The sequence below is a fragment of the Sphingobacterium athyrii genome (assembly GCF_003071065.1).
Taxonomy (GTDB): domain Bacteria; phylum Bacteroidota; class Bacteroidia; order Sphingobacteriales; family Sphingobacteriaceae; genus Sphingobacterium; species Sphingobacterium athyrii.
In genome coordinates this window covers 117,023-133,977 of sequence record NZ_QCXX01000004.1, presented here as the reverse complement: position 1 = coordinate 133,977, position 16,955 = coordinate 117,023, and the positions used below count along the sequence as shown (strand labels likewise).

The 16,955-nt window shown below is 40.3% G+C and carries 15 protein-coding genes and 1 tRNA gene; 6 read left to right on the top strand and 10 right to left on the bottom strand.

Annotated elements, in window-relative coordinates; genetic code table 11:
- Positions 1 to 10: 10 nt before the first annotated feature.
- Positions 11 to 83 (top strand) — tRNA-Gly (locus tag DCO56_RS15290).
- A 40-nt stretch (positions 84 to 123) separates the two neighbouring features.
- Here the strand turns inward: DCO56_RS15290 and DCO56_RS15285 are convergent.
- From DCO56_RS15285 to sufB, 4 genes are all read right to left on the bottom strand, one after another.
- Complete coding sequence (locus DCO56_RS15285; RefSeq protein WP_108634652.1) at positions 124 to 1,353, bottom strand: MFS transporter; 1,230 nt, start codon at positions 1,351 to 1,353, stop codon at positions 124 to 126.
- A 435-nt stretch (positions 1,354 to 1,788) separates the two neighbouring features.
- Positions 1,789 to 3,096 (bottom strand): Fe-S cluster assembly protein SufD, encoded by a 1,308-nt coding sequence (sufD, locus tag DCO56_RS15280; protein WP_108634651.1) that lies wholly within the window; start codon positions 3,094 to 3,096, stop codon positions 1,789 to 1,791.
- A 60-nt stretch (positions 3,097 to 3,156) separates the two neighbouring features.
- Positions 3,157 to 3,915: a Fe-S cluster assembly ATPase SufC gene (gene sufC / locus DCO56_RS15275; protein ID WP_108635099.1), complete on the bottom strand. Its 759-nt coding sequence runs from the start codon at positions 3,913 to 3,915 to the stop codon at positions 3,157 to 3,159.
- A gap of 63 nt (positions 3,916 to 3,978) precedes the next feature.
- Complete coding sequence (gene sufB, locus DCO56_RS15270) at positions 3,979 to 5,430, bottom strand: Fe-S cluster assembly protein SufB (RefSeq protein WP_108634650.1); 1,452 nt, start codon at positions 5,428 to 5,430, stop codon at positions 3,979 to 3,981.
- A 332-nt stretch (positions 5,431 to 5,762) separates the two neighbouring features.
- Here sufB and DCO56_RS15265 point away from each other — a divergent pair, with 332 nt between their 5' ends.
- Positions 5,763 to 6,233: an Lrp/AsnC family transcriptional regulator gene (locus DCO56_RS15265; protein ID WP_028071042.1), complete on the top strand. Its 471-nt coding sequence runs from the start codon at positions 5,763 to 5,765 to the stop codon at positions 6,231 to 6,233.
- Positions 6,234 to 6,296: 63 nt separating this feature from the next.
- Positions 6,297 to 7,313, top strand: a complete 1,017-nt coding sequence (locus DCO56_RS15260; RefSeq protein WP_108634649.1) for a DUF6695 family protein — start codon at positions 6,297 to 6,299, stop codon at positions 7,311 to 7,313.
- Here the strand turns inward: DCO56_RS15260 and ung are convergent.
- On the bottom strand, positions 7,310 to 7,984 hold the full coding sequence (ung, locus tag DCO56_RS15255) for a uracil-DNA glycosylase (protein ID WP_108634648.1): 675 nt from the start codon (positions 7,982 to 7,984) through the stop codon (positions 7,310 to 7,312). The genes DCO56_RS15260 and ung overlap by 4 nt on opposite strands.
- 231 nt (positions 7,985 to 8,215) lie before the next feature.
- Here ung and DCO56_RS15250 point away from each other — a divergent pair, with 231 nt between their 5' ends.
- Entirely contained in the window at positions 8,216 to 8,755 is a 540-nt protein-coding gene (locus DCO56_RS15250) for a tetratricopeptide repeat protein (RefSeq protein ID WP_108634647.1), read from the top strand.
- Between the two features lie 80 nt (positions 8,756 to 8,835).
- On the opposite strand, the gene DCO56_RS15245 is transcribed toward DCO56_RS15250, so the two are convergent.
- Entirely contained in the window at positions 8,836 to 9,303 is a 468-nt protein-coding gene (locus DCO56_RS15245) for a hypothetical protein (protein ID WP_108634646.1), read from the bottom strand.
- A 67-nt stretch (positions 9,304 to 9,370) separates the two neighbouring features.
- Positions 9,371 to 9,853, bottom strand: coding sequence for a DUF4293 domain-containing protein (locus DCO56_RS15240; RefSeq protein ID WP_108634645.1), 483 nt, complete (start codon positions 9,851 to 9,853; stop codon positions 9,371 to 9,373).
- Positions 9,854 to 10,134: 281 nt separating this feature from the next.
- On the opposite strand from DCO56_RS15240, the gene DCO56_RS15235 reads away from it, so the two are divergent.
- Positions 10,135 to 10,653, top strand: coding sequence for a PglD-related sugar-binding protein (locus DCO56_RS15235; RefSeq protein ID WP_108634644.1), 519 nt, complete (start codon positions 10,135 to 10,137; stop codon positions 10,651 to 10,653).
- Between the two features lie 3 nt (positions 10,654 to 10,656).
- On the opposite strand, the gene DCO56_RS15230 is transcribed toward DCO56_RS15235, so the two are convergent.
- From DCO56_RS15230 to DCO56_RS15220, 3 genes are all read right to left on the bottom strand, one after another.
- Positions 10,657 to 12,420 carry an ABC transporter ATP-binding protein gene (locus DCO56_RS15230; protein ID WP_108634643.1) on the bottom strand — a complete coding sequence of 588 codons (1,764 nt, stop codon included), beginning with the start codon at positions 12,418 to 12,420 and terminating at the stop codon, positions 10,657 to 10,659.
- Positions 12,421 to 12,428: 8 nt separating this feature from the next.
- Positions 12,429 to 13,184 (bottom strand): tRNA pseudouridine(38-40) synthase TruA, encoded by a 756-nt coding sequence (truA, locus tag DCO56_RS15225; RefSeq protein ID WP_108634642.1) that lies wholly within the window; start codon positions 13,182 to 13,184, stop codon positions 12,429 to 12,431.
- Between the two features lie 225 nt (positions 13,185 to 13,409).
- On the bottom strand, positions 13,410 to 14,711 hold the full coding sequence (locus tag DCO56_RS15220) for a UDP-N-acetylmuramoyl-tripeptide--D-alanyl-D-alanine ligase (RefSeq protein WP_108634641.1): 1,302 nt from the start codon (positions 14,709 to 14,711) through the stop codon (positions 13,410 to 13,412).
- Positions 14,712 to 15,282: 571 nt separating this feature from the next.
- On the opposite strand from DCO56_RS15220, the gene DCO56_RS15210 reads away from it, so the two are divergent.
- Entirely contained in the window at positions 15,283 to 16,953 is a 1,671-nt protein-coding gene (locus DCO56_RS15210) for a glycoside hydrolase family 28 protein (protein ID WP_108634639.1), read from the top strand.
- Positions 16,954 to 16,955: the final 2 nt, after the last annotated feature.

Genomic DNA, 16,955 nt, shown 5'->3' with positions numbered 1-16,955 from the left:
TAGCATCAACGCGAAAGTAGCTCAGTTGGTAGAGCACAACCTTGCCAAGGTTGGGGTCGCGAGTTCGAATCTCGTCTTTCGCTCTAAAAAAAGCTTCCAAAATTTGGAAGCTTTTTTTATTTATTAGCTTAATTTACGCGCCTCCCCCAAACTCATAATCGAGCTGTTGAAAAAAGACAACAAGCCCACCAATACAACAATAAGACCCGCAATGATAAATGCCGTCGCCACTCCGATCACATCTGCGATAAAGCCTGTAAAGAGAAGTCCTATCATACTTGGTAAAATAGCGATGCTAAAATAAAGCGAGAACACACGACCCAACATTTCCGCCGGCACCTGCTCTTGAATAATTGTCATAAATGAGGCCGATAAAATAGACATTGAAACCCCGCCCAGACCGGTCATAATGACAAAAGGAATAAACCAAGTAGAGGGAAACCAACCCGACAGGGCAAACGTGATTCCTAAAACAATATGCATGCTATTAACCAATACCACCTTGGACACCGACACTTTTGCAAGTCCCAAAAAGCTCCCTCCAATAAGCATACCTATCCCCCAAATAATCTCAATAATGCTCATTTCCCACTTACCACCACTATAATGACCAATGGTCAATAAAGGGAACATGATCGCAACGGGCATAATACAAAAAGTCGCCACCATGGCATAAATAAATAACATTTTTAAGCCCTTATTATGATAGATCGCTCTCATTCCTTGCTTAAGATCTTCCAAAACGGCAGCAATCGAAGGCTTCATATCAGATCGGGAAAGATGTGGAATAGTTACAAAAAATAAAGATGTGATGGCCACCGCGGCACCAATGACATCCAGGTACAGCACCTGTGAAATCGGGAAATAACTAATTGCCAATGTCCCCAATGCAGGGCCTGCAATACTACTTACTGACTGTAGCATCTGATTAATCCCCGATACACGCAATAATTTATCTTCAGGCACAAGCAACGGTGCAATTGCTTGCATGGCCGGCGAATGAAATGCAGAGCCGATCGAACGACAGGCCATCAATAAATAAATTAGAAACATGTTGGTGCCATCACTTTTTAGCACAAATGTCATTCCTAGGGTACAGAGAGCGATAAAACCATCAGCGAAAATCATGACTTTCTTTCTATCCCAACGATCGATATAAACACCGGCAAATGGTCCGATAATCGCCTGTGGTAACAAACCGGCAATAGCGGCAAAAGCCAATATCTCAGCAGATCTGTGTGTCAAACTCAACCAGATCATGATCGAAAAGTTGACCGCTGAACTGGACAGTAAAGAAATAAATTGTCCAATCCATATATAACTATAGGTACGAAACCAGTTATTTTTTTCCATAAAATTTTAAATAAAAAATACAACAGGTGCATGATCAAGAATGATCAGCACATTAAAGTAAAACGCTTTTAGCACCTACCCAATCAGCAAATGAAAATACCGGATCGCGCGCACCGAATATCAGACTTGTCAAAGCTGCAAGTGGATAACTCAGAGAGAACCAATCCATTCATTAAGCGAACAGGTGTGTCCAATGGAGAATTTAAAAACGTAAATGAGCTATAAAACCCAAGGTTTATAAGCGTAAGCTGTATACAAAGACATGTTCATAACGGTACAAAAGTAAGAGAAAAGAAGCAAAAACACAACTCCAAGGCTTCTGCCTATTTTAAAACCGTTTCCACCGGATCTTTTAAAGAGAAATGTTGATCAAAAAAATAAGGCGTATACCGATTGGTAAACGCCTTATTCAGTGTATAGTTTGTGTGATTTTATTTAGTTCGTTTTTAGGCTTTGTTCCACCAGCTCCTCGACATATTTCCGAACAACTTCGTTTGAAAAGCGGGTCGTTACATCAAAGGCAAAAGCATGTACAAGTAGGATACGTGCTGATTCTTCACCTATTCCACGCGCTCTCAAATAAAACAAAGCTTCATTATCAAACTGACCGATCGTACATCCGTGTGAACATTTCACATCATCCGCAAAAATCTCCAGTTGTGGTTTTGTATAAACCGCTGAATTATCCGACATTAACATATTATTGTTCTGTTGGAAAGCGTTGGTTTTCTGTGCATCTTCACGAACGAAGATCTTTCCGTTGAAAACAGCCGTAGATTTATCCTGTGTAATATTTTTATACCATTCGTAGGATTCACAATGTGGCTTAAGATGGTCCACAACAGTGTGATTGTCCACCAATTGATCCCCCGCTGTCAGGTTAATACCATACAGATGACTTTCTACATTTTCAGCATCTAAGCGCACATTAATATTATTGCGAATAAAGGATGCACCGGGGAAATTACAGTTGTAGTTATTGTAAAGACTATATTTTTCCTGATATACTTCTGTATGATTAAAGTAACGGCTCGCAGATTCGGCCACCTGAAGATAGTAATGTTGAACTTTAGCATTCTCTTTTACTATGATTTCCGAAACTTTATTATGCACATTGCTTGCGCTACCATCTGCCATAATAAAACTCTCGATCAGTTCAAGTTCAGCATTAGGTTCGACAACGACCAAATTCCGTGTCTGTGCAAAAAAGTCTTCTTTTCCGGTTGCTACGTGGATAATCTGAATAGGTTTATCAAGTACAACGCCTTTTTTCAAATGGATAAATACACCATTCGTAAAGGCCGCTGTGTTGAGTGCCACCATAATATTATCGGACTTGTCAGCGTATTTCGCAAAATGGGACTGAAATGCAGGTTCCTCAACAGCGTCATCCATTGGAATAACAACAAGTCCCTTTACCTTTTCCAGCTCACTCACCGCCAATACATACTGCCCATTAACCAGAATAATACGGTAGGCATCCAAATTCGGAATCTCTCCTGCGCTAAAATCCAAGCCCTCGATATCCACATCTACATCAAGCGCATAAGGCTTATTGACAATACTGTGGATGTTTGTATATTTCCATTCTTCATTCTTAACTGTGGGAAAGCCTGCTGCTTCGAAACGCTCGAATGCTTGTTGACGCGCTTCCGTAAAGAAAGCAGGTCCGTCTGAAACACTTTGCTCTTTAAAAGCTCCCAACACTTGTTGAAGTAATGATTCTGAAACTAATGTACTCATGTTATTTTTTAATCAAATCGCCAAAATTCTCTTCCACTCCTATTTTATCGGTGTAAAAGATTAGGCGTTTTGTGTATCATATTCTTTTAACCAATCGTATCCCTTTTCTTCGAGCTCCAAAGCCAATTCTTTAGGCCCCGATTTCACGATACGGCCATTGTACAAGACGTGAACAAAATCTGGAACGATGTAATCCAACAGACGCTGGTAGTGTGTGATGACAATAAAGGCATTGTCTTTGGAACGTAACTGATTCACACCATTTGCAACAATACGAAGTGCATCGATATCCAAACCTGAATCTGTTTCATCCAAAATTGATAATTTAGGATTCAACATCGCCAGCTGAAAAATCTCGTTACGTTTTTTCTCACCACCGGAGAAACCTTCGTTCAAAGAACGATTCGCTAAATTGGCCGAAAACTCAACCAGCTTTTGCTTATCCTTTACCATCTGTAAGAATTCTTTGGCTTCCATTGGAGGCAAACCTTTATATTCACGAATATCATTCACTGCTGTTTTCAGAAAATTGATATTCGATACACCCGGGATTTCAACCGGATATTGAAACGCCAGGAACAGTCCCTCACGAGCACGATCCTCCGGAGAAAGATCCAATAAATCCACGCCATCCAAAAAAGCAGAACCTTCATTCACTTCGTATGATTCACGTCCGGCCAAAACATTACCTAAGGTACTCTTTCCAGCTCCATTAGGCCCCATAATAGCGTGGATTTCCCCTGCTTTAACTTCCAGGTTTAATCCCTTTAATATTTGTTTGTCTTCTACAGACGCATGTAAATTTTTAATGCTTAACATTTTATTCTTATTGAGTATTGAACGATACGCCAGCATTAGCTAGCTTGCTCAATTATTTATTATCTATCCTACTGAACCTTCTAAAGAAATCGCCAATAATTTTTGTGCTTCCACAGCAAATTCCATTGGCAACTGATTTAACACCTCTTTAGCGTAACCATTAACAATTAAACCAACCGCTTTTTCGGAATCAATACCACGTTGGTTTAAATAAAACACTTGATCTTCACCAATTTTCGATGTAGTCGCCTCGTGCTCCAATTTTGCTGTCTTATTGCGGTTTTCGATATAGGGGAATGTATGTGCACCACATCTATCACCGATCAGTAAAGAATCACATTGGGTAAAGTTTCGAGAATTATCAGCATTAGGTCCGATTTTCACCAATCCTCTGTAACTATTGTGGCTTTTTCCCGCAGAAATTCCTTTTGAAACAATTTTAGATTTCGTGTTTTTACCCAAGTGGATCATTTTTGTTCCTGTATCAGCAACTTGGTAGTTACGGGTCATCGCTACAGAGTAAAACTCACCGATTGAATTATCCCCTTTTAAAATGACACCCGGATACTTCCAGGTAATTGCCGACCCAGTTTCTACCTGAGTCCATGAAATCTTGCTATTATCACCTCTACAGATCCCGCGTTTCGTTACAAAGTTAAAAATACCACCTTTACCGTCTTTGTCACCGGGATACCAGTTCTGTACAGTAGAGTATTTAATTTCTGCATCGCGTTCAGCAATCAATTCCACTACAGCAGCGTGTAATTGATTCTCATCACGCATCGGTGCAGTACAGCCTTCCAGATACGACACGTAGGCCCCTTCATCCGCAACGATTAAGGTACGTTCGAACTGACCTGTATTTTGTGCGTTAATACGGAAATAAGTTGACAACTCCATCGGACATTTCACGCCCTTTGGAACATAAACAAATGATCCATCCGAAAACACGGCAGAGTTTAACGCAGCATAAATATTATCTGTTTGAGGAACCACGGTTCCCAAATATTTCTTTACGAGATCAGGATGTTCTTGTACGGCTTCGCCAAATGAACAAAAGATTACCCCTTGTTCCTTTAGTTTCTCACGGAACGTTGTCTTTACCGATACCGAATCAAAGACCGCATCAACAGCTACCACACCGGCCAAAATCTTTTGCTCATCCAAAGGAATACCCAACTTTTCAAATGTAGCAATCAATTCAGGATCAACTTCATCCATGGAATTTACTTGTGGTTTTGCCTTTGGGGCAGCATAATAAGATAGATCTTGAAAATCAATCTCTGGAGCTCTGAAATTTTGCCAAGTAGGCATCTTTAACGTCAAGAAATGACGAAAAGCTTTCAATCTCCACTCCAATAACCATTCAGGCTCATTCTTTTTTGCCGAAATAAAACGAACCGTCTCCTCTGTAAGGCCTTTGGCTGCGATTTCCATTTCGATATCTGTCGTGAACCCGTATTTATATTCTTCGAGCTCCAGCTCTTTTAATAAATCGTCGTCTTTAGTACTCATATTTCGCTCTCACGGTTTAACTAATTCGGGAGGGGTCTAACCTCCGCACCTATCGAACTGCAAAGTTACAATTTCAAAGCCAATAAAATACATTTTATGTATCCTCAAACAGGTATTTTTAATAAAAAAATGACATTTATCATTTCATTTCATTGAAATGCGCACATTTCAAACGATTATGACAGTCAAATGATTTTAAATCAATAAAAATTATAACAAACTCCCAATCATATAAACAAAATCTATTTATCATCAATAATTTTGTTTATTTTTAAATTTCCAAATATAATTTTGTATATTTACAAATACTATTGATTATTAAGACTTAAGATATGCCGTTTGCACCAGACAAAACAGATTTAAAAATTCTTAAACTATTACAAGAGAATGGCCGTATTACCAATTTGCAATTAGCATCCAGTATCGGGCTCTCTCCTGCACCTACTTTAGAACGTGTAAGAAAACTTGAGAATTCGGGCTTTATCAAGAGTTATCATGCTTTTGTTGACGAAGAAAAATTAGGGCTAGGCATAAAATCCTTTATACAGATCTCGCTGGATTTCCACACACACAATGCAATTCCAGAATTTGTCGCTGCCGTAAAAATGATCCCGGAGGTAACAGAGTGCCACCATGTCACCGGTAATTGCGATTTTATTCTCAAGGTCTACGTAAAAGACATAAAAGCCTATGAAGGTGTTATCATGGAAAAGATTGCCAAAATTCCTTTTGTAAAGACATTCCAAACGATGATGATTATGTCCACAAGCAAAAAGGAACCGATCATTCCATTGGAATACTAAAAGAAAAGCCTATGAAAACATCATCCCAATATCAGGATCTCGCAATGATCCTTGCTTGGCCTGATGCTACGCGGTGACGAAGCATGGATGATGTTTTTCAAGAAAATAGGCCTTGTTAAAAATCTAAACTTTAAAGTCGGCCACACAGGCATCGTCCTGATCGAACGCGATACAGGCAGACTTTGTTTCTACGATTTTGGCCGATATATTGCCCCAAGAGGATACGGAAGAGCACGTTCAGAAGATTCTGATCCAAAACTAACGATTAAACTTAAAGCACAAATTGAGCGAAACCACATCCTAAACCTGCCGGAAATTGTCCGGTATTTTGAAGAGATGAAAGATGCCATGCAGGGCGTCGGCGATCTTTATTTTTCCATTGTCCAAAAAATAGATTTTTATCGTGCAAAAGCTTTTGCTGATCAATGGGTACACCGGGGATCATACCCCTATGGCGCCGTAGCGTACAATAACAATAATTGCTCCCGATTTATTGTAAGACTCCTTATCCACGCCTCCAAAAAGTTTCATTTCTGGCATCCGATCAATTTTCCAGAAACCATAAAGGCAAGCCCAATGAGCAATATAGTCAACTCTTGCTCCGACGGGTCAATCTATAAATATACGACATCAGGCGGCCTTCAAACCATAAAAATGGGACGATTCACATCATTGTTATTTCTCCTTAAAAAACTAAGGAATAATATCTCCGCTCGTTGCGCTGGAACGCTACCTGAAGATATTACAATTGGCGGAATGCTTCAGAAAGATAAGCCCTGCCACCTCCCAGCCAGCGCACAGTACCTAGGCGGTGTCGGCGAGGGGGCCTGGTTCCACATAGACCCCATTAGTGCGAATCGGGTGATTATACATCGATTCACGCAACAAGGAGAGCATGAATACAGCGTTCTGGGGGAAACGAGCCAGCCCATAGATTTTGAAAGCTCCTATCAGATCACCTACGACAGCCATTTTCTATTCAGTCATCTACGACAAAATAAGAATACCATTCGAATCGAACATATCCATGTTTTGGCAATTGGAGAAACCGGTGTTACTGCCCATGACAAATACGCTTAGACCAAACGCCAATCAATAGGAGTCTTACCATGCTCCACCAAATATTGATTTGCCTTTGAAAAGTGTTTGCTTCCAAAAAAACCCCTGTAAACAGAAAGCGGCGATGGGTGCACAGCTGTCAAAATAAGATGCTTACGCGCGTCGATCAATACACTTTTCTTTTGTGCGTAGCTACCCCAAAGCAGAAAGACCACATGCTCACATCGTTCGGAAATAGCATGTATAATACTGTCTGTAAAAACTTCCCAGCCTCTTTTCTGGTGCGAACCGGCCAAATGCGCCTGCACAGTCAGCGTTGCATTAAGCAACAATACGCCCTGCTTGGCCCAAGACGTCAGATCCCCTGATCGAGGTTCTACAAATCCATCAATATCATCCTGTAATTCCTTAAAAATATTCTTTAAAGAAGGCGGCAATACAATCCCCTCTGGCACAGAAAAAGACAAACCATGTGCCTGACCATCATTGTGATACGGATCCTGCCCGAGAATAACAACTTTAACATGTTGGAGCGGTGTCAGTTTAAAAGCATTCATCACTAGATCAGCAGGCGGAAACACCTTAGTCCGTTGACGTTCCGCCTGTACAAAGGCAGACAATTGTTTCATATAAGGCTGACTGAACAAAGGTTTCAATACTGGTGCCCAAGAATCATCATATAGCTTTTCCATAAACCAAACTTAGAAAAAGTTGCATGTAATGGCAAATTTATTCCCCGGTCGCTGTTCATAAAGCACTTACGATAGCGGAACAGTTATCTGCCATAAGATCATTTTGACGATCGGTATGAGCATGAAATGTATAATTTTACAAAATAACCACTTGAACAAGTTGCTTAAACGACGAAATTAACGGATATTTGCAGAATTAAATTGAACACAAATATTTTTAAACAAAGATTTATGTCAAATCTCGTTAGAATCATCATTTGCAGTGCATTGCTGATTGGGACAGTTGCTTTATTTTGGACCGGAAATTGGGGATGGGGAATACTAGGCATCTTGATCACAATTCTTGGTTTTGTCACTGTATTTTTTCATGAATACATGCTTATCGCGCAATGGTATATGCGCAAACAAGATATGGCTGCTGCCGAAAAATGGTTAAAGAAAATCACGAATTATGAAAAACAATTAATTCCGCAACAACATGGTTATTACAACATGTTAATCGGATTGATCGAATCTCAACGCGCTCCAATGCAATCCGAAAAGTATTTCAAAAAGGCGCTTGCACTCGGACTTCATATGGATCATAATATCGCGTTGGCAAAATTAAGTTTAGCGGGTGTAGCAATGGCAAAACGTAATAAACGTGAAGCGGAAAAATTACTTCAAGAAGCTAAGAAAGCAGATAAAAATAAACTGTTAGCTGACCAAATAAAAATGATGAAAGATCAGATGGGCATGTTAGACAAACAACAGATCCGTTACAATCGATAAGAAATAAATTTCAAAAAGCTAAAAAAGCGCTGGAATCTTTGAAGACTCAGCGCTTTTTCTATTTATGTAAGTCCGATCAACTATTTATTCAGCAAGATGGGGACTTCCAAAAATTTACCTTCCTCCTCGCTACTTTCAAAAACAAGTTTGATACTAACGGGTTTATCGGTCTTCTTCCAGTCTTTCACAATTACCTGGATATCTACAGGTTTATCCTCCTCAAGCAGATAATGCAAATAGTTCTGTTTATCTTCAAAGTTGATCCGGACATTTCCCATCTGAATTGAAGAGAAAAAATGCGGCTGCTTCTTTTGATCCAGAATCTGTGTGGAGAAAGTATTCATTTTATACTCGCGGGGATCTGTACTGTAGGATATTGCAAATAAATTAATAACCAACTCATTTTTTGCCTTATCCACATGAAACTCTTTTAAATCAAATTGGATATCATCAACCACCAATAATGAATCCGCAGATTGAGCTTGCGCTGTGCCAGCAGTAAAACAAAGAAAAAGCAGGATGACAGCACAATGGAAAATTTTAGTCATATATTATACTATTTAAAAAGCCACGCTAACCGTGGCTCCTATCTATTAAAAATCTATTGAAATCAAATTATGCACGCAAACGGTCGGCCGAGCGAATCAGTTTCTCATCCCTGCGTACTCCGCCCAATGCCAGCGCACAAAAAATAATTGATATTGGCAATAAAAAGAAACCAACCCCGATATTACCGGCTCCCAAAAACTGACCGACGGTAGCGAGGTGTGTGCTCGCGGATGAATAAAGCCAGATGGCGAAAAATATAATTGCGACAATCTCTACCCATATCAATAAAAGCTGAACCTTACGTTGTCTAAATTTAAATATGGTGAAAATCGGAAGCAATCCCAATAGCGCTGCCACAATAGTCTGAAGGATATAACCAAAACCACCTTCATGGACCGGCTGCCCAGCAGTAACGCCATAAACACCTGTTACCATCACATTTTTTCCCAAACCGACTAAATCACTGTAATTTACATAAGGGAATAAAAATAAGCCGAATATAATTAATCCTGCCACTAATAAATAAACAGTTTGGATACGTTGAATCATATTTTAATTTTTGTATGTCAACAAATATAATAAGCTTTCTTTCTATTTAGAAATCAGAACAATCGAAAGGGCTATTTTGTTGCAAATTTTGGAAGATAAAAAACTCTCTTCCCGGCCACAGCACATTTGTATCATGCTAAGTTTTTCTTGGGAACCGTTAAAACGATCTACTTTCAGCTCAATATTCAGACTTGGTCCCCGATTTCTTTTTAGCATGTTGATACAGGTTGCCTCATGGAGTTCTTTTCAGAAAGCATTATCTTTGCACAAAAAACAAGATCATGCTATATATATATGGTGCAACAGCGCATGCAAAGACTGCTGTAGATGTAGCCGAAGATTTGGACATCGAAATCGGAGGGCTTATTGACAAATCACTGCTGATCGAGGATGTATTCGATTATGAGGTCCAACTCCACCATCAGGTGAAAGATGCTGCAGAAAATTTCTTTGTTGCCGTTAAAAATCCGGGGCTACGCGAAAGGATCGTGTCCGAAAATCCGGATTGGAATTTTCAGTCCTTAATTCACCCGAAAGCCTATGTCTCCAAAAGAGCTGAAATTGGTGAAGGATGTATTATTCTTCCCGGAGCAACAATAGCCCCCGATGTACAGATTGGCAACCATTGTATCATCTCAGGATCGGCAGTCATTGAAAGCAATACCATTATTGAAGATTTCGTAAACATTGGACCAAATGTTTCCATCGGTGCCAATGTACTGGTAGGCCGAGGCTCAGAAATCAAAGCTAACACTCATATCGAGGACGAAGAGACCATCCCCAAAGAGAGTGTCGTTTAAGGATTAAATTCCCGCCGAGTGAAACTGTAGATCATACAGCTTTTTGTAGTAACCCTCAAAAGACAAAAGCTCTTGGTGTGTTCCAATCTCTTTTATTTCCCCCTTGTCCAAAACAATGATCTTGTCCGCCTTTTGAATGGTGGACAAGCGGTGGGCAATGACAATGGATGTCCGTCCCCGCATTAAATTGTCGATCGCACTTTGGATCATTTCCTCAGTCTCGGTATCTACGGAGGAGGTAGCCTCGTCCAAGATCAGGATTCTAGGATCATGAACCAGCGCCCGAATAAAAGAAATTAATTGAGCCTGCCCGGCAGACAATGTTGCTCCTCTTTCCTTCACGTCGTAATCATACCCACCGGGAAGTCGCATAATAAAGTCATGTGCCCCAACTTCTTTGGCCGCTTCGATAACTTGTTCCCTCGAAATTGAGGGATCACCCAATGTAATATTATTGATGACAGTATCCGAGAAAAGAAACACATCCTGCAGCACCGTCGCAATGGTATTTCTCAAATAATCAAGATCGTAATCGCGAATATTTACACCGTCCAAGAGGATTTCACCTTTATTGATCTCGTAAAACCGACTAAGAATATTGATTGTGGACGATTTACCCGCACCGGTAGCACCCACCAAAGCCAATGTCTCGCCAGGTTGTACACTAAAATTGACATCTCTCAATACCCAACTTTCATCGTTATAAGCAAACCAAACATGCTTAAATGTAATTTCTCCCTTAATATGGTCGGGCTTTAATGTACCCGAATTAGGAGTCATCTCATTGGTATCTAGGACTTCAAAAATGCGTTCAGCACTCACCATACCCATTTGAAGCGTATTAAACTTATCAATAAGCTCCCGAATAGGCCTAAAAATCATGTTGATATACATAATAAAGGCTACAACTACACCGGGTGAAATCACATCGCCCATAATCTGTTTGGCACCAAACCACACCAGCAAGCCTAAGGAAATTGCCATGATAATTTCCAAAACAGGAAAAAAGATAGAGAAATACCAGTTGGTACGGATATGTGCGTTCCGATGCTGTGCATTAATTTCTTTGAATTTATCCATTTCTTGCTTTTCACGTGCAAAATATTGGATAATACCGACTCCAGTAATATGCTCCTGTAAAAAGGTATTCAAATTAGACACCCATTTCCTAACATCGATAAAGGCAGCTTTCATAGCTTCTTTAAATACATAGGTTGCAGCAATCATCAAAGGCATTGGAATAAGTACAATTAACGTCAATTTCCAATCCGAATAGAACATAACGCCCAATATCACCGCCAACTGCAGAAGATCGCCAATAATCTGAATCAATCCTTCCGAGAAGATATTGGAAAGTGTTTCCAAGTCAGATATCGTCCTCGTAATCAACTTTCCCAAGGCAGTGCGGTCAAAATACTTAAGACGCAGCTGTACAATATGATTAAACACCTGAATGCGGATATCCCGGATAACAGACTGCCCCAGTGTATTTGTCATCAGGGTATGATAATAACGAATTAGGGTCTGCACCACGACCAATGCCAGCATGGCCATGAGCATATAGGACAATCCCGCTGTATCAAAATTTAAGATATAGTTATCTAGCGTATGCTGAATAAGCATCGGTAGCGCTGGGGCAACTGCCGCCAATAGTATCGTTAAAACCACGGATATCCAAAATGCGACATGATAAGGCCGCATATAGCGACTCATGCGCCGCAACAAATTGACATCATAGGTTTTACCTGTTATTTTATCTTGACTCACGTTAATATTTATATATAAGGGTAAGCTACTTCTGTTAAATACAATCCATGTGCCGGGACGGATACCCCAGCCTTGCCGCGACTTTTGCTCTTAATCACTTCCTGCATAAAGGAAGCCGGTTTGCCCTTCAGTCCGATCTCCAGCGAAGTACCTACGATCGCACGGACCATGTTGCGCAAGAAACGATCCGCGGTGATATGAAATACCAGATCCTGTTCATTATGCCATAACCATTCTGCTCTACGAATATCACAAATATTTGTAAACACCTGCGTATGAGACTTGCTAAAACATTCAAAATCTTGCTTACCCAATAAAAATTGAGCAGCCTCGTTCATTTTGTCCACATCGGGGCGGTCACGCATGAAACAGGAATAAGGATAAATAAACGGATCTTTATGAAAATGAAGGTGGTACTCATAAGATCTATGCGTCGCATCAAATCGGGCATGAGCATCATCAGCAACTTCAATCAGCCTTTTAACCGCAACGTCAAAAGGTAATAATGCATTAAGTGAATGAATAAAACGGTCCGGCTTTGTTAATATTCCCACAGCAGCTGCATCAAAATGCGCGTACAACTGCTTCGCATGCACACCTGTGTCCGTCCGTCCCGCTCCAGTAGTCTCAATAGGTTCGCGCAACAATGTCGCCAATGCCCTATTCAATACTTCCTGTACCGAAATCGCATTGTTCTGAACCTGCCAACCATGATAAGATTGCCCAAAGTAGGCTATTTCTAAAAAAAAACGTCTTTTATCCATTATACGACACAAAGGTACATTTTTCAAAATGAGCTACATTTCCCCGAGGTATTATTTTGCTTATTTTGCCAATATTTAATCCTCACATGACAAAACTTTTAACGCCTTTGGTTTTAACCTACAGGAATAAGGAAATTACTCAGGTCTACGTTGTTACCAAATTGGTCATGCAGACACCTTGAACCCATGTTGAGTCCACCTTTTTCAAGTGTACTTATGCTGAGCCTATAATATATCTATCAGATTTTCAAAAGCCATACCCCGCGAGGCTTTTAATAATACCGTAGCTCCGATAATCGGTCTTTCCTCCAGGGCGGCTTTCGCATCTAGGGTCGTTTCAAAAAACTCCGCGTCATCATTTTTATGTTCAAGAAATGCCTTTCCGACAAAAATCTTGCGATCAGCGAACATACTTCCTACGTTATCCACGATTTTCCTATGCTCATCAAAAGATTCAGCACCAAGTTCAAACATGTCCCCCAGAATTACCGCTTTCTTGTCAGCCTCAATAATTCGAACATTATCCAAAGCAGCGGCCATACTGGTAGCATTGGCATTATAATAATCACAGATTACCGTGTTGTGGGCCGTTTTCATGATCTGGGAGCGATTATTTGTTGGGGTATAGCCCGCAATACCGGAATTGATCTCCCGGGGCGAGATATCGAAATGCAAACCTACCGCTATCGCAGCCAAAAAATTTTCTGTGTTGTATGAACCTGTAAGTTGCGTATCTATGATATAAGTCTGCGGATCTTCTTTCGTCCTCCACGAGATCTGTAACAACGGAGTCGCTTTCAACAACTTACCAATGACATCATTGGTTTCGGAAAACCCATAAGTCACAATTTCAGCTATTTGCCGTGCTGCAGCCATTTCTCTCAAATGCGGATTATCCGCCTGTAAAAAGAGTGTCCCCCGATGATCTTGCAACCAATCATACAGCTCACCCTTTGTTTTTTTAACACCTTCAAAAGAGCCAAATCCTTCCAGATGCGCCTTTCCGACATTGGAGATCAATCCATGTGTTGGTTCAGCAATTTCACACAAAAACGCTATTTCTCCCAAATGGTTGGCTCCCATCTCTATAACGGCGATTTCAATGGATGCATCAATAGCCAACAGTGTCAAAGGAACGCCGATATGGTTATTTAGATTCCCTTTTGTCGCATAAGCTTTATATTTCTGTGAGACAACGGAATACAATAATTCCTTTGTTGTTGTCTTTCCATTTGTTCCTGTTACACCGATAACGGGAATATTCAATTGTCTCCGATGATAATTTGCCAGCTCCTGCAATGTCTTCAATACATCGTCAACCAAGATATACTGTTCGCCTTTTTTATAAATTTCCTCATCAATAACAACATACTTCGCTCCGATCTCGAGCGCCTGTTCTGCAAATGTATTTCCATTAAAATTTGCGCCCTTCAGTGCAAAGAATATGCTATCCTTCTCAATCTTACGTGTATCTGTTGTAATATTTGGATACTGTTTATAAATCTGATATAACGATTGAATGTCCATGTTTAGAAATTTGATGAGCAAATATAACCATTCTGCCTGATTTCAAATCAATAGGGACGCACATCTCAAATAATTGGACTACAAACACAATCCCCGATAACGTTTGCGCATTTATTTTAACCAATTTTCTTTAACTAAGGCTTTAATATTGGTAATTTCATTGACCAATTAAACAGTTTGAAATGCGGACGATTATACTTTCACTTTTTTCACGTTCTTTCTGTCTTCTTGCTCCGACAGCAAAAAGACAGGATCCGGGTATTGGGGAAGTTGGTTTCTGCGCTTTCCAAACCATACAGGTATCGAATAAAAATTCCCCATGTTTAGTAGAATATAGGAATAAACAGGTTGGCTCTATGTCACAAAATCGTGTCAAATGGGAACATCTTTTAATAGATGGAGCAGCTGATAGCCTTAATTCTCGGCTTGTATTCAAGGATTGGACACCAATCTTACATTTAATTGCTAAGTAATGACCGGTAACGATTGCATAAGTTTTTCATCTAAGTTAGGAACAAAGAATGTACAATTGCTTTTACAAATAACCATTTTTAAACCAAAAATGTAAAAAATGAATTCGTTTAAAAAGCACTATTCCCGTACATTGAAATCTGCGCTTGGATTGCTTCTCGTGCTACCACAGCTGTGTATGGCACAAGAACCTGCCCGTCCTATTATACAACAAGTCGAATTTAAGAAAGACACGTTAAGTATTAGCAATTGTGGCGCTAAAGGTGACGGTCAATTTCTTAATACGGCGTCAATCAACCAAACCATCCGCACGTGTAGCGAACGCGGTGGCGGTGTGGTACTGGTACCCGCCGGAATTTGGCTGACAGGGCCTATTGAAATGCAGAACAATGTAAACCTACATCTCAAACGAGACGCCGTCTTGCTTTTCACCAAGGACTTTGATCAATACAAGCTTGTTGAATCCAATTGGGAAGGTGAACCGGCTTGGCGCAATCAAAATCCAATATCTGGCAAGAATCTATATAATATTGCAATTACGGGCAATGGCATTATCGATGGCAATGGAGGTGCTTGGCGAATGGTCAAAAAAAGTAAATTAACGGCTTCACAATGGAAAAACCTGGTCGCATCCGGAGGTACAGTCGATCCCAAGAGTGAAATCTGGTATCCCTCAGCGAGTTCGCTGAAAGGTTCTCAAGAGAAGAAAGCAGGAGTAATTCGTCCGGGCACAACAATCGATGACTTCAAAGATGTCAAAGATTTCTTAAGGCCCAATCTTTTGGTATTTACAAACTGTAAGAAAATATTGTTAGAAGGAGTGACGATCCAAAACTCCCCTGCATGGAATGTACACCCTTTATTATGTGAAGATCTCACCTTACGTAAACTTTCGGTTCGTAATCCATGGTACGGTCAAAATGGCGATGGTGTGGACGTCGAATCTTGCAAGAATGTCCTGATTGAGGACTGTACATTTGATGTTGGTGACGACGGCATATGTATCAAGTCAGGCCGGGATAAAGCTGGCCGTGACCGTGGCAAGCCAACCGAAAATGTAATCATTCGCAATAATGTTGTTTATCACGCACATGGTGGGTTTGTGATCGGAAGCGAGATGAGCGGTGGCGCCCGTAATATTTGGGTGGAAGACTGTTCATTTATCGGGACTGATATTGGACTTCGCTTCAAAACGACAAGAGGCCGCGGTGGAGTAGTAGAAAACATATTCATCAACAATATCAATATGATTGATATTCCCGGCGAGGCTATTCTATTTGACATGTATTATGCGGCAGTAGACCCCGTTCCACTGGCCGGAGAAAAAAGATCCTCCGTAAAAACAATAACACTTCCGGTTACAGAAGAAACTCCGCAGTTTAAGAACTTCTATATCAAAAATATTGTAGCAAAAGGAGCATCAAAAGGAATTTTCCTACGTGGTCTTCCTGAAATGCATATTCAAAACATCTGGATTGAGCATGCGACCCTGGAAGCAAATAAGGGTATAGAAATCATTGAAGCTTCTCAGATTAATTTAAAAAATATTGTATTAAAGACAACAGAAAACAATCCGTTGATCGCCATCAACAATAGCTCCGCGATAAAGCTAGATAATATCCAAGCATTGGATGCTCCAGAATTGTATATCGAGGTAGCAGGTGAGAAAAGCAGTGATATCCGTCTCTCAAAATCCAACACAAAGGCGGCCAAGACTGTCAGTCAATTTATAGCGGGAAGTACGAACAAATCCTTAACGATCAAAAATTAGGA